This is a genomic window from Gibbsiella dentisursi, assembly GCF_039539505.1.
In the GTDB taxonomy this organism is placed as follows: domain Bacteria; phylum Pseudomonadota; class Gammaproteobacteria; order Enterobacterales; family Enterobacteriaceae; genus Gibbsiella; species Gibbsiella quercinecans.
In genome coordinates this window covers 557,927-571,038 of the sequence record NZ_BAABDG010000003.1, presented here as the reverse complement: position 1 = coordinate 571,038, position 13,112 = coordinate 557,927, and the positions used below count along the sequence as shown (strand labels likewise).

Below are 13,112 nucleotides of genomic sequence, written 5' to 3'. Positions count from 1 at the left end.
TATTTATCCTTGGTTAGCAGGAACGGGAACGTCTTTTTTAATCACCCGCAGGATCAGCGCTGTCAGTAAGCTGCCCGCGGCGATCGCCAACAGGTAACCCAGCACATTGCTGATGACGTTAGGAATGAAGATGACAAATATGCCGCCGTGTGGTGCGCGGGAGGCGCAGCCGAGGATCATGGAAAGCGCCCCCGCCAGCCCGGAACCGGCGACGATGGCGGGGATCACCCGCAACGGATCGGCTACGGCATACGGGATCGCGCCTTCGGTGATGAAGGACAAACCGAGGATGTAGGTGACCTTACCGGTTTCACGCTCCTGTTCGGTGAACTTGCGGCGAAAGAGCGTGGTCGCCAGAGCAATACCCAGCGGCGGAACCATACCCGCCGCCATGCAGGCGGCGATCGGCCCGTAGATACCGCTCGACATCAGCCCGATAGCGAACATGCAGACGGTTTTATTCAGCGGCCCGCCCATATCGAAGGCCACCATCATGCCGAACAGCAGGCCCAGAATGGCGGAGTTGGCATTGCCCAGCGAATTGAGGAAATCGGTCAGCCATCCCAGCAGCATCTTGATCGGCTCACCGATCAGCAAGGCCATTAACGCGCCGGTCAGCAGCACGCTAAGCAGGGGCACAATCAAAATCGGCTTTAACCCGGCGATCGCTTTCGGCAAACGAATGTGATTGACGATCAGCAGGGTGATATAGCCCGCCAGAAAACCGGCGATTAAGGCGCCAAGGAAGCCCGAGCCGGTATGAATCGCCATCATGCCGCCCACGGCCCCGGCGGCAATGCCCATTTTCCCGCTGATTGACTGGCTGATCCCTAAGGCGAGGATCGGCAGCATCAGTGCGAAGGCAGAGCCGCCGCCGATGTCGGACAGCATTTTGGCGATGGGGCTGAAGTGCGCATCGCCCGGCGTGGCTGCGGTGATCCCGAAGGAAAAACTCACGGCGATCAGGATACCGCCGGCGATAACGAACGGAATCATCAGGTTAACGCCGGTAATCAGGTGCACATAGATTTGTGAGATAAAGGAACGTGAATTTACGTCATCTGCTGCCGTGTTCGCCGGCGCAGCCGCAGCGGTATCCTGGAGCAGCCGCGGCGCCAATTCACCGCTGATAATTGCCCTAAGCAGGCCTTCGGCATCTTTTGCCGCGCGGGTGACGGGAACTTCAATGACATTTTTATGCTGAAAGCGCGACAGTTCGATTTTCTTGTCGGCGGCAATTAATACCACATCAGCCTGATGAATATCCTCATCACTAAAGACATATTCACTTTCAACGGCACCTTGTGTTTCAACCAAAACATGGATACCCATTTTTTTAGCCGCTTTCTTTAAATTACTTTCGGCCAGATATGTATGGGCAACCCCCGTAGGACAGGCGGTAATGGCAATAATGTTCATAAACGTTCTCCATTAATCAGGAAACGATTTGATGTGTTTTTATTTTTACTAAGATATACACGTCATCCTTCAAGTATCTTGAATGATTTTGTGTATAGCTACGGCAAAGTAGCGTAAAAAACTATTATTGTGACTTTTTACGTCACCGTATTATTTGTGGCGCCAGAAGATATAAGTTAGGCACCAGAGTGTGACAACAGTAAATGAAATATCTCTTCCCTGTTTTTAACATGAAGAAGTTGATCGACGACGTCTTCATCGCCTAATGCGATAGATATTTTTGCCAACATTTTTATATGGCCGACATCCTTATCCGATTCTTTCACGGCAAACAGAATAACCAGCCGTACTTTGGTTCCGTCAATGGTTTCCCAGGGGATATCACGGCGTAAGCGGCCCACGGCGATACGTGTTTTAGCGACCGCCACCGATTTGCCATGCGGGATTGCAATATGATTTTCAAAACCGGTGGAGCCCAATTCCTCGCGCAGATAAACGTCGTTTAGAAATATTTCTTTATTCGTCACAGCGCCGGTTTGGCAGAGCAGATCCGTCAGCTTGGCAATAATTTGTTCCTTACTTTGGCAATCCGCATCGAGAATAATGCACTCTTGTTGCAATATATCGTTAATAGCAACGGTTGTGTTCATAATACATCCCATCCCATTGTGATTAATTAATCGAATTGGCGACCAGGCACTCGGTCACTCTTGCAATATCTTTCGCCGAGAACAGCGCTGACACATACACCACCGGCTTTTCCAGCGGCTCCAGCCTGATGGTGGAAATCACCACATCACACTCATGCTGTTGCAGCGACGCGGCAATGTTTTTCCCCGGCACCACATCGATGATTTTCCAGTCAGGAAATGCGCGGATAATCCGGCCATACAGCAACTGCGATGTGCCAAGCCCACTGGAGCAGACCAGTAAAACCCGTTTTACCTTGATACTGTTTTCAATCGCCGCTTGTATATGCACTGTGAGATAGGCCACTTCATCATCACTGATTTCCTCCAAACCGTCTTCTTGCGCCAACTGGTTGATCACGCTTTTCACCGTAGCAAACACGCCGCCCAGCTCGGTTTGAATATCATGCAACAGCGGGTTTTTAATGCGAATGCGGTAGGTCAGCCGGTTCAGCATGGGTTTTATATGCGAAGACAGCGAAGCCAGTAAGTTTTCATCGCCGGTGATATCGACATGAATTCGCTTGGCGACGCGGCCGATCAGCGCTTCGGCAAAGCGGGTTTCACGCTGGGAAACCCGTAGCCGATCGTAAGGCGCAGCATCGCCGCCCGTCTTGCCTGAAGAAACCAGATATTGATAAATCGAGTATGCTTCTTCCGCTACCAATACGGTACTGTAAGCCGCTTCAATACGTTCAATCACTGCCAGCGAAACCTGCCATGCGTGCTGGTCATGCACCGTATTCACCCGCACGGCACGCGCATCGGTTCTCTGCAACGGGGAATGGCTGCGGTGGATCAGGACCAGAATATGTGTGAATAAATTGATGTAGTAAGGATCGCTGATCGTGTACTGAAGCTGTTGTTCAATAAAGTTAATTAATTGCAGGGTAAAATGGACGGCCTGTTTGCCAAATTTCTCTGCCAGTTCATGCAGCGTGCCTTCATCAAGCCGGCTTTCCAGCATGTCCTGATGATTATAAATGGATTTTAATACCAGTGCTTTCATGGCTACACGGATATTATGGTCACTGCCTCTAATACTGGTGCCGCTCCGGCTTTTCATTAATGTTAAGTCAAATTTATATAACCAGCCTTCCAGCGTTTTCAGATCGTTCACTATGGATGCCCGGCTGATAAAATATTTATCGGCCATCTCACTGATGGAAGAGCCACGCGGCGATAACATTAATAAGTCAGAGGCGATTTTTAACATGCGGAAATTACGCTTAAACTCGTCGCTTTCCGAAGAGAAAATACGGCGGGCGGATATTTCCGATTGCGCATCGGCAAATTTAATGGTGATTCCGCGCCCGCTTTTTCCACACAGAGTTATCCCCTGTGCTGATAGCTTATCGTTAATATCGGCGATATCGCGTCTGAGTGTGCGTGTTGAAATTTGGATTTTCTCAGACATGCAACGCAGGCTCACATAGCTGTTGTGAGAGATAAGCTGCCGCATTATATTCAGTTGCCGCTCAGTCAGCCCCTTCATCATTGCCAGGCTCCGCTTAAGGATGTCACCGCTTTGTGAGTTGTCATCTAAGCAAAGTGAATATGCCATGTAAATATTAAAAAGTGGCCACAAGGTGGTGCGGAAACTGACCATCATCCGTTTAGTGCATAGCGATTCACTCTTTAAAGTACGCCGCCGGAAAGCGCTACCCCGAGCTGCACGGGGTATTTTCATCGTCGGGAAAACGAGAAGCCGATCACGAATCTCACACTGCAATTATGCGGTTTTGCCGAGTGATTACAGGGGAGCGCTGCTGATATTCACCTCATTACGCTGTCATCGGCCATTTTTGCGAAACAGATCCCTATTGGTCACGCGATTTCCACTTTGAACTGGAAAAAAACAGGCTACACAGCACATGCCCCCGGCGGTAGGGTTTAGCCATCAGTGATGTACAGGTTTTGTCATAGGGCGATGGTTCGCGGCACTCAGGGGTACTGAAAAGTGAATGAAGGATCTGAACAGGTAAATATACCGCCGGCGGATGACGCGCGGGTGGCGGTAATCACCACGCAGCTGTTGGCCGATATTACCGCGATGTTAAACGCAGAGAATATTTATACCAACAGTGTGCAGCAACAAATGCTGGAATCGCATGTTCGCGCCATGGTGCAACGTTCTATTACCGGCGAGCCCTTACCCGAGGTGGATAAATCGTTATTTGATGAAATTTCGGCGCATTCCATGCAAATGGCCCAGCGTGTGGTGGAACAGCTTAAAACGCTGCCGATAGAAGAGGCCTATTTGCTTTCCGTACATTTTGAAGTGGCAAAAGATAATAACGCATCATCAACAAATTAATCAGGAGAATACCGTGGGAAATATTACCGTAGTGATTGGCGATCGTCTGGGGAAAGGGCAGAAAGTGGGCCTGGGTGTGGAAAGCGCCGGCGGCAAGGCCGTGGTGATCCCCGGCATGGCGGCGGACATGAAGCTGGGCGACGTAATGAAAGCTGAAAACGCGCAGTTGGGTATCTCTTTTTGCGGCAGCGGCGGCGCCGGCGCCATTACCGCCCAGACGAAATATGGCTATAAGGCGAAATATGGCATGCGCTCGATCGAAGAGGGCGTCACGGCAATTAATGAAGGTTGCAACGTGCTGGGCTTCGGTTTTATGGATAAGGAAGAGCTGGGTAAAAAACTGGTGGAAGCCTACCTAAAAAAATACGGTAACGCATGATGAAAGAACAATATACCACATCAGTCATGGTTTCTGGCCGGGGCGACAGCAAGGCAAAGGCTTTTGCCAGCGCGTTGGCGAATGTACAGGGTGCGGTATTAAAGTCTACCAATAATATTCTGCTGCGCATTGAGCCGCAGGATGTCAGCGTATTAATCGCGGAAGAAAAAATAATTAAAGAGAAATTCCTTTTTTTCTTTCTGCCGCGTGTAAGAAAAAGCTATGCCGTTTCTCTGGAAATAACCGTGAGTGTAACAATCATCAATACCGAAAAGGTTGTCTTCACCACGAAATAATATATTGGCATATCTCCGGCGGTTGTACGTTACAGGAAAGTGGCGAAGCGAACCCGCAAGCGCTTGCATCACCGAGCGGCTGGGCCGGGCAGCAACGCGAACACGCCTGCAACCTGCAAAGCGATGGGGAGCAAGGGGCGACTGATGTTTCTAATTATCTTATTTAAGTCGATTATTATCGGCGGGCTGGTCGGCGTGGGCGTTGGCGCCGGTGCGGCACGTATGTTTCATGCGCCAACCACACAGGGCATGGGGGCCTTCCGCACGCTGGGCGAACTGAACTCCTGCGAAGGCGATCCCGCGTCACACTTCTCATTCGGCCTGGGCTTTTTCTTTAACGCCTGGGCGTCCTCGGTGGCGGCCGGCGCCTTCACGCAGGATGTCGATCACCGCATTATCCCTAACTGGGGCGCGGCGGCGCTGATGATCAAAAACCGTAACCTGGCGCAAACCCTGCACGATCCGAAAAAAATGGCCATTGCCTGCGGCATTATCGGCGCACTGGTGGTGGCGTTCCTCAATACCACCGCGTCTGCCGTGCCGGCTGCGCTGCAGGTGACGGCGATCAAGGTGCTGGTACCGGCCGCCAACCTGCTGGTGAATACCGTTATGCCGGTGATCTTCTGGCTAGCGGCGATTGAGGCGGGCAAGCGCTCCGGCTTCTGGGGCACCATTTTCGGCGGCCTGGCGCAGCTGATCATGGGCAATGCGGTGCCGGGCCTGGTGCTGGGCATTCTGATCGGCAAAGGCGTTGAAGAGAGCGGCTGGAACCGCGTCACCAAAATCATGATGGCGGCGATCGTCCTGCTGTTCGTGCTGAGCGGCTTCTTCCGCGGCTTTGATATGAAACTTCTCGAATCCTTCAGCCTGGGCGTGCCGGACTGGCTGAACATCATCCATAACAGCCTGAGCGGCAAATAAGGAGCGCAATAATGGAAGAACAAACCCAAAAAGGCTTCTGGTATGCCGACTGGTCGTTCCCGATTTTTGTCGGCCTGCTGTCTTCCGGGGTCTTCGCCGGGACGCACATGTACTACCTGTACGGCATCGGTGCTTTCAACGAAGTGGCCTTCGTTTCTATGCTGCGGGCCGGTATGGATACCGGCGTTTACGGCGCGGTGGCGGCGTTCGGCGCCAGCTTCCTGTTCGCCCGCATCATTGAAGGCTCGCTGGTGGGTATTTTGGACATCGGCGGGGCGATCCAGACCGGCGTGGGGCTGGGCGTACCGGCGCTGTTGCTGGGGGCCGGGATCGTCTTCCCGGTGGCCAACTTTGCCGCCTCGCTGGCGACCGGCCTGATCATCGGCCTGGCCATCGGCTATGTGATCATTTTGGCGCGTAAATTCACCATTAACCAAAGCAATTCCACCTACGGCGCCGATGTGATGATGGGGGCCGGCAACTCATCCGGCCGTTTCCTCGGGCCGTTGATCATCCTGTCGGCCATGACGGCGTCGATCCCTATCGGTCTGGGCTCCCTGCTCGGCGCGCTGCTGTTCTATGTCTGGGGCAAGCCGATTACCGGCGGCGCGATCCTCGGCGCGATGATCCTGGGGGCGTTTTTCCCGGTGGCGATCGGCTAAGCCGCGATCGCCAGGCCAGGCGGCGCCGTTGCCGGCGCCGCTGATGAATACGGAGTAACGAATGATGTATGACTTGATTATCCGGCGCGCCAGGCTGGTGGACGATAGCCTGGCCGATATTGCGATCCGCGCCGGCGAGATCGTGGCGGTGGGCGCGCTGCCAACGGCGGCCGGCGCCAAACGCCAGCTGGATCTGGCCGGGCGTTATTATGCGAGCGCCGGCTGGATCGATAGCCACGTGCACTGTTATCCCGCCTCGCCGATCTACCATGACGAGCCGGATCGGGTGGGGATCGCCAGCGGCGTGACTACGGTGATCGACGCCGGCAGCACCGGCGCCAACGATATTGATGATTTTTATACCCTGACGCGCAGCGCCAAAACCAACGTGTTCGCTTTTCTGAACATTTCCCGTACTGGCATCTCAGCCCAGAATGAGCTGGCTGATATGGCGCAGATCGACGCGCAGGGCGTGCAGCAGGCGGTGGCCGATTACCCGGATTTTATCGTCGGCATCAAGGCGCGCATGAGCAGCAGCGTGGTCGGCCAGAACGGCATCAAGCCGCTGGTGCGCGCCAAAGCGATCCAGCAGCAAAACCACCAATTGCCGCTGATGGTGCATATCGGCAATAACCCGCCTGATTTGGACGAAATCGCCGATCTGTTGACCCAGGGCGACATCATCACCCACTGCTACAACGGCAAACCCAACCGGATCCTGACGCCGGCCGGCGAGCTACGGGCTTCCATTCAGCGCGCGCTGAAACGCGGCGTGTTGCTGGACGTCGGCCACGGCAGCGCCAGCTTCAGCTTCGAGGTGGCGCGCCAGGCGATCCAACTGGGCATCCTGCCTTATACCATCAGTTCCGATATCTACTGCCGCAACCGGATCAACGGGCCGGTGTACAGCCTGGCGGCGGTGATGTCGAAATTTTTTGTCTGCGGCCTGTCGCTGCCGCAGGTGATCGACTGCGTGACCCGCCACGCGGCGACAGCGTTGCGCCTGGCGCGCAAGGGCCAGCTGCGCGCCGGTTTTGACGCCGATTTGACGCTGTTTGATGTCCGCCGCGGGCCGCAGGTGTTTACCGATTCCGAAGGGCAGACCGCCGAGAGCGAACAACTGCTGGTGCCGCTGGCCGCGGTGGTGGCCGGGGACGTCCTGTTAACCGATGAAGGGAAAGCCGCTCATGTCTTCGATTTATGAAAAATACCATTTAAAACCGGTCATTAATACCTCTGGCCGCATGACGATCCTTGGCGTATCCACGCCGGCTCAGGATGTGATCGATGCTGTGGATTACGGCCTGAATCACTACTTTGAAATCAAGGATCTGGTCAACAAGACCGGCGCCTATATCGCTGATTTGCTGAACGTGGAAAGCGCGGTGGTGGTTTCCTGCGCTTCCGCCGGCATCGCCCAGACGGTGGCGGGCGTCATCGTCAAGGATAACGCCAACCTGTTGGTCAACCTGCACCGGGCGCCGGTGAACGAGCCGCGCGAGATCGTGTTGCCGCGTGGGCACAACGTTAACTTCGGCGCCCCGGTGGACACCATGGTGGCGCTCGGCGGCGGCCGGGTGGTGGAGGCCGGTTACGCCAACGAATGCTCGCCGCAGCAGTTGGCGGCCTGCATTACGCCGCAGACGGCGGCGATTCTGTATATCAAATCCCACCACTGCGTGCAGAAAAGCATCCTGTCGGTCGAGCAGGCGGTGGCGGTGGCGCGCCAGCATGATCTGCCGCTGATCGTCGATGCCGCCGCGGAAGAAGATCTGATGTGTTACTACCAAATGGGCGCGGATCTGGTGATTTACAGCGGCGCCAAAGCGATCGAAGGGCCGACCAGCGGCCTGGTGATTGGCCGAAAGCGCTACGTGGAATGGGTGAAGCAGCAGTCCGCCGGCATCGGGCGCGCGATGAAAGTGGGTAAAGAAGGGATCCTCGGGCTGACGCAGGCGATTGAAAGCTATCTGCAGCGCGAAAAAACCAGCGGGGCGCAGATGGTGGAGCGCATGGCGGCGTTTATCGACAGCCTCAATACCCTGAACGGCGTGAGCGCCAGCGTGGTGTGGGACAGCGCCGGGCGCGATATCGCCCGGGCCGAGATCGCCTTTGATGAGGCGGCGATCGGCATCTCGACCGGCGAGATCGTCCAGGCGCTGAAAGAGGGCGCGATCGCCATTTACTTCCGCGGCTACAAAGCCAACGAAGGCAAGATCGAAGTCGACGTGCGCAGCGTTGATGAACAACAACTGATGACCGTATTTACCTGCCTGAAGAATTTGCTGGAGAAACAAGCATGAGCATGAAGCTGAAGCCGAATTACTACCGTGACCGCGTGTGCCTGAACGTGCTGGCGGGGTCGAAAGACAACGCGCAGGAAATCTATCAGGCGGCGGAAGGGCATGTGCTGGTCGGCGTGCTTTCCAAAAACTACCCGGACGTAGACAGCGCGGTGGCGGACATGGCGAGCTATGCGCAACTGATTGATAACGCCCTGTCGGTGGGGCTGGGAGCCGGCGATCCGAAGCAATCGGCGATGGTCAGCCTGATTGCCCGGCAGGTGCAGCCGCAGCACGTGAACCAGGTCTTTACCGGCGTGGGCGCCAGCCGCGCGCTGCTCGGCCAGAACGAGACAGTGGTCAACGGCCTGGTTTCGCCGACCGGCCGCGTCGGCTTCGTCAAAATTTCCACTGGGCCGCTGAGCGCGCAGGCGCCGGACGGCATTGTGCCGGTGGAAACGGCGATCGCGTTGCTCAAAGACATGGGCGGCAGCTCGATCAAATATTTCCCGATGGGGGGGCTGAAATGCCGCGATGAGTTCCGCTACGTGGCGCAAGCCTGCGCTGAGCATGACTTTTTACTGGAGCCGACCGGCGGGATCGACCTGGAGAACGTTGAACCGATCTTGCAGATCGCCCTCGAGGCCGGCGTCAAACAGGTGATCCCGCACGTTTACAGCTCCATCATCGACGCGGCCAGCGGCAATACGCGCCCGCAGGATGTAAAAAGCCTGCTGGCGATCGTCAAACGGTTGGTGGGTTAACCACCTGATATCAACGGCACGGCTTGCCGTGCCCCTGTGAATGAAAAGGGCAATTATGCGTAACTGGCAAACAAACGTCCCGTTGTGGGGCGCGGCTTCCCTGCTGCTGGCGATGGCCAGCCCGGCGTTGCATGCGCAAGAGGCAACGCCGCATTTCGCCTATATTGGCACATACAACCCCAACGGCGAGGGCGTGTATCGCGTGCAGGTTGATCCGGCCAGCGGCGCGCTCAGCGGCAAAACGTTGGTGAGCACTTTGCCTAACCCGGCGCAGCTGGTGGCGGATGCCAAGGGGCAGGTGCTGTATGTGGCCAGCGAAGTGGCCGATTTCAACGGCGGCAAGCACGGCAGCATTAGCGCGTTGCGCATCAATGCCCAGGACGGTAGCCTGGCGCCGCTGAACCAGGTGGATTCCCAGGGCGCCGGCCCGGTGTTTATTTCTTTAACGCCGGACGGCCGCCATTTGCTGGCCGCCAACTACGTCAGCGGCAGCATTGCCGTGTTCCCGATCGCTGCGGACGGCACGCTGGGCGCCGCGGTTGCGGTGCAACAGCAACAGGGCCCAGCCGGGGCCGGCAAGCCGGCGGCGGCGGTGGAAGGCAGCTTTGCCATTAGCGATCACGATGGCCCGCATGCGCATATGATCGCCAGCGATCCCAGCGGGAAATTTGTCTTTTCAACCGATCTGGGGTTGGATCGTATTTACCAATGGCGGTTTGATCCGGCCGGCGGGAAGCTGACGCCAAACGATCCGCCGTGGATCGCCGCGTCTTCCGCCGGCGCCGGCCCGCGCCATTTCGTCTTCCATCCGGACGGTAAAACCGTGCTGTTGGTGAATGAGGAAGCCTCGACCCTGACCCGCTACCGTTTCGATGCGCAAAAGGGCACGCTGGCGCCATTGCAGACGCTGTCTACGCTGCCGGCGCAGTATAAAGGCACCAACTTTACCGCCGGGCTGGCGCTGAGCGCCGATGGAAAAAACCTGTACGTGGCGAACCGCCTGCATAACAGTGTGGCGCAGTTTAGCATCGGCCACGGCGGCGAGCTGCAACTGCTGGGCGAGGCGTGGACGCGCGGTGACTATCCGCGCACCATCACGCTGGATCCCAGCGGGCGCTATCTGTATGTGCTAAACCAGCGCAGTGATAACGTGACCCGATTCAGCGTGGATAAACACAATGGCAAACTGCATTTTATTGAGGGTTACACCCCGGTGGGCAGCCCTTCGCAAATGGTGTTTGTGCCTGCCGTAAAATAATCAGCCGCCCGCTGGGCAACCTGGCGGGCACTTAGACAATGGAAAGAGCATGGTGAGATTTCCGTACCCGCGTTTGGCTTATCTGTTTGATGCGCTGCAGGCTGAAACCCTGCCGCAGGATGAGCTGGCGAAGCGTTTTTCCGTATCGACCCGTACGGTGCGCGCTGATATTGCCGCGCTCAACGATATTCTGGAGCAATACGGCGCACGTTTTGCGCACAGCCGCGGGGAGGGCTACCGGCTGCAGGTGAATGATGCCGCACTGTTCGGTACCCTGCAGCAGGAAAAGAAACGGCGCGCCACGCCGCGCAGCGCCCAGGAGCGGGTGCACGCGTTGCTGATTCGTTTTTTGACCTCGGCCTTCTCGCTGAAGCTGGAGGATTTGGCTGATGAATGGTTCGTCAGCCGTGGCACGCTGCAAAGCGATATGGCGGAGGTGCGTGAGCGGCTGGCGCAGTACGCTTTAACCATTGAGGCCAGGCCGCGCTACGGCATGAAACTGTTCGGGCCTGAAAAAGCGATTCGCGACTGCCTGACGGACCTGTTATTTCAACTGCACCTGGACGATCCGGAAAACCCGCTGCTGGAGAACGATATTTTGCACCAGCCGCAGGTGGCGACCTTTGCCGGCTTGCTGCACCCGCTGATGTCGCAGTACGCCATCCGCCTGACCGACGAAGGCGAGCAGTACCTGATTTTTTACTGCGCGGTGGCGCTGCGCCGCATTCGCGACGGTTACCCATTGCCGGATTTCGACGTGGAGGACGGCGACGAAGCCGTGCGCAAGGTGTCTGTTTGGCTGGCCGGGGAGCTGCGCAAGCTGGCCGGCAAAGAGATCTCACCGGCGGAGGAAGCCTATCTGCGGGTGAATATCGCCGCGCGCCGGGTGCAGGAGGTGCGGCCGACGGAAATCAACGCCGACGATGAAGAAGCGCTGGGGGATTACATTCTGGCGTACATCAACGCACACTATAACTACAACCTGCAAGGGGACAAGCAACTGCGCGCCGATTTGCTCACCCATATCAAGACCATGATTACCCGGGTGAAATACCAGATCAACATCCCCAATCCGCTGTTGGCCAATATCAAACAACATTACCCGATGGCCTACGACGTGACGCTGGCGGCGGTCACCAGTTGGGGCAAGTACACGCCCTATACCCTGAGCGAGAACGAGATCGGCTATCTGGTTTTGCATATCGGCGTGGGGCTGGAACGGCACTACAACATTGGCTACGAGCGCTATCCGCAGGTGATGCTGGTATGCGATACCGGCAATTCGACGGTGCGGATGATCCAGGCGCAGATCGCGCGCAAGTTCCCGCAGTTGGTGATGACGCGCATTGTTTCGCTGCGCGACTACGAAGTGTTGCCGCAGATCGAAGAAGATTTTGTGATTTCCAACGCCCGCGTCAGCGAGAAGAACAAGCCGGTGGTGGTGATGTCGCCGTTTCCGACGGAGTACCAGTTGGAGCAGCTCGGCAAGCTGGTGCTGGTCGATCGCACCAAACCGTATATGTTGGAGAAGTTTTTCGACGCCGGCCATTTTATGGTGATCAATGAGCCGCTCGATCAAAAAAGCCTGTTCAAGAAAGTGTGCGATCTGCTGGAGCAGGAAGGCTACGTCGGCGATGATTTTTACCCTTCGGTGGTGGAGCGTGAGGCGATTGTGTCCACCTTGTTGGGCGAGGGGATTGCGCTGCCGCACTCACTCGGGCTGTTGGCGAAGAAAACCGTGGTGGTGACCATCCTGGCGCCGCAGGGCATCGCCTGGGGCGACGGCGAGCGGGCGTATGTGATTTTCCTGCTGGCGATCAGTAAAAGCGATTACGAAGAGGCGATGGCGATTTACGAGCTGTTCGTGACCTTTGTGCGCGAACGTTCGATGAGCCGTCTGCTGGGCAGTGAGGATTTCGACAGTTTTAAATCGGTGGCGCTGGATTGCCTGAGCCGGATTTAATGCCCTTCACCCTCACCCCAACCCTCTCCCAGAGGGAGAGGGGGCGTACGCTGTACGGCTAGTGCTTTGGGGTAAACGTCGAGTGGCACGAACCTTCCGCCGGCTCTGTTCTACCCCCTCTCCCCTTGGGAGAGGGCCGGGGTGAGGGGAAAAAGGCGGGAG

13 protein-coding genes are annotated in these 13,112 nt (G+C 56.5%); 10 read left to right on the top strand and 3 right to left on the bottom strand.

All coding sequences use genetic code 11. The features are described from left to right. Window positions 1–3: 3 nt before the first annotated feature. The 3 genes from ABFX35_RS13245 to ABFX35_RS13235 form a co-directional block, all read right to left on the bottom strand. Complete coding sequence (locus tag ABFX35_RS13245; RefSeq protein ID WP_346081572.1) at window positions 4–1,419, bottom strand: PTS fructose transporter subunit IIC; 1,416 nt, start codon at window positions 1,417–1,419, stop codon at window positions 4–6. A 176-nt stretch (window positions 1,420–1,595) separates the two neighbouring features. Further along, complete coding sequence (locus ABFX35_RS13240; protein ID WP_346081570.1) at window positions 1,596–2,069, bottom strand: PTS sugar transporter subunit IIA; 474 nt, start codon at window positions 2,067–2,069, stop codon at window positions 1,596–1,598. Between the two features lie 22 nt (window positions 2,070–2,091). Then, window positions 2,092–3,603 carry a BglG family transcription antiterminator gene (locus tag ABFX35_RS13235; RefSeq protein ID WP_346081720.1) on the bottom strand — a complete coding sequence of 504 codons (1,512 nt, stop codon included), beginning with the start codon at window positions 3,601–3,603 and terminating at the stop codon, window positions 2,092–2,094. A 492-nt stretch (window positions 3,604–4,095) separates the two neighbouring features. Between ABFX35_RS13235 and ABFX35_RS13230 the strand changes: the two genes are divergently transcribed. From ABFX35_RS13230 to ABFX35_RS13185, 10 genes are all read left to right on the top strand, one after another. Then, window positions 4,096–4,425 carry a glycine dehydrogenase gene (locus tag ABFX35_RS13230; protein WP_413541334.1) on the top strand — a complete coding sequence of 110 codons (330 nt, stop codon included), beginning with the start codon at window positions 4,096–4,098 and terminating at the stop codon, window positions 4,423–4,425. Between the two features lie 13 nt (window positions 4,426–4,438). Beyond that, window positions 4,439–4,804: a glycine-rich SFCGS family protein gene (locus tag ABFX35_RS13225; RefSeq protein ID WP_346081567.1), complete on the top strand. Its 366-nt coding sequence runs from the start codon at window positions 4,439–4,441 to the stop codon at window positions 4,802–4,804. Continuing rightward, the gene (locus ABFX35_RS13220) at window positions 4,804–5,100 is read left to right on the top strand and encodes a DUF4312 family protein (protein WP_346081718.1); all 297 of its coding nucleotides are present in this window, start codon (window positions 4,804–4,806) and stop codon (window positions 5,098–5,100) included. Before ABFX35_RS13225 ends, ABFX35_RS13220 begins: the two co-directional genes overlap by 1 nt. 144 nt (window positions 5,101–5,244) lie before the next feature. Then, window positions 5,245–6,021 carry a DUF4311 domain-containing protein gene (locus ABFX35_RS13215; RefSeq protein ID WP_095847075.1) on the top strand — a complete coding sequence of 259 codons (777 nt, stop codon included), beginning with the start codon at window positions 5,245–5,247 and terminating at the stop codon, window positions 6,019–6,021. 11 nt (window positions 6,022–6,032) lie between these two features. Beyond that, window positions 6,033–6,683, top strand: coding sequence for a DUF4310 family protein (locus ABFX35_RS13210; RefSeq protein WP_165907049.1), 651 nt, complete (start codon window positions 6,033–6,035; stop codon window positions 6,681–6,683). Between the two features lie 64 nt (window positions 6,684–6,747). Beyond that, window positions 6,748–7,887, top strand: coding sequence for an amidohydrolase/deacetylase family metallohydrolase (locus tag ABFX35_RS13205; RefSeq protein ID WP_346081716.1), 1,140 nt, complete (start codon window positions 6,748–6,750; stop codon window positions 7,885–7,887). After that, window positions 7,871–8,986, top strand: coding sequence for a DgaE family pyridoxal phosphate-dependent ammonia lyase (locus ABFX35_RS13200; RefSeq protein WP_346081564.1), 1,116 nt, complete (start codon window positions 7,871–7,873; stop codon window positions 8,984–8,986). The genes ABFX35_RS13205 and ABFX35_RS13200 overlap by 17 nt, the downstream gene beginning before the upstream one ends. A gap of 2 nt (window positions 8,987–8,988) precedes the next feature. Next, entirely contained in the window at window positions 8,989–9,729 is a 741-nt protein-coding gene (gene dagF, locus ABFX35_RS13195) for a 2-dehydro-3-deoxy-phosphogluconate aldolase (protein ID WP_279026299.1), read from the top strand. Between the two features lie 55 nt (window positions 9,730–9,784). After that, window positions 9,785–10,987, top strand: coding sequence for a lactonase family protein (locus ABFX35_RS13190; protein ID WP_346081562.1), 1,203 nt, complete (start codon window positions 9,785–9,787; stop codon window positions 10,985–10,987). A gap of 49 nt (window positions 10,988–11,036) precedes the next feature. Then, window positions 11,037–12,950, top strand: a complete 1,914-nt coding sequence (locus tag ABFX35_RS13185) for a BglG family transcription antiterminator (protein ID WP_346081560.1) — start codon at window positions 11,037–11,039, stop codon at window positions 12,948–12,950. Window positions 12,951–13,112 lie beyond the last annotated feature (162 nt).

Excerpts from the sequence above, each read along its gene's own strand:
- ABFX35_RS13220 (WP_346081718.1), top strand. The coding sequence starts at position 4,804 with ATGAAAGAACAATATACCACATCAGTCATGGTTTCTGGCCGGGGCGAC.
- ABFX35_RS13210 (WP_165907049.1), top strand. The coding sequence starts at position 6,033 with ATGGAAGAACAAACCCAAAAAGGCTTCTGGTATGCCGACTGGTCGTTC.
- dagF (WP_279026299.1), top strand. The coding sequence starts at position 8,989 with ATGAAGCTGAAGCCGAATTACTACCGTGACCGCGTGTGCCTGAACGTG.
- ABFX35_RS13240 (WP_346081570.1), bottom strand. The coding sequence starts at position 2,069 with ATGAACACAACCGTTGCTATTAACGATATATTGCAACAAGAGTGCATT.
- ABFX35_RS13185 (WP_346081560.1), top strand. The coding sequence starts at position 11,037 with ATGGTGAGATTTCCGTACCCGCGTTTGGCTTATCTGTTTGATGCGCTG.
- ABFX35_RS13245 (WP_346081572.1), bottom strand. The coding sequence starts at position 1,419 with ATGAACATTATTGCCATTACCGCCTGTCCTACGGGGGTTGCCCATACA.
- ABFX35_RS13205 (WP_346081716.1), top strand. The coding sequence starts at position 6,748 with ATGTATGACTTGATTATCCGGCGCGCCAGGCTGGTGGACGATAGCCTG.
- ABFX35_RS13235 (WP_346081720.1), bottom strand. The coding sequence starts at position 3,603 with ATGAAGGGGCTGACTGAGCGGCAACTGAATATAATGCGGCAGCTTATC.
- ABFX35_RS13215 (WP_095847075.1), top strand. The coding sequence starts at position 5,245 with ATGTTTCTAATTATCTTATTTAAGTCGATTATTATCGGCGGGCTGGTC.
- ABFX35_RS13190 (WP_346081562.1), top strand. The coding sequence starts at position 9,785 with ATGCGTAACTGGCAAACAAACGTCCCGTTGTGGGGCGCGGCTTCCCTG.
- ABFX35_RS13200 (WP_346081564.1), top strand. The coding sequence starts at position 7,871 with ATGTCTTCGATTTATGAAAAATACCATTTAAAACCGGTCATTAATACC.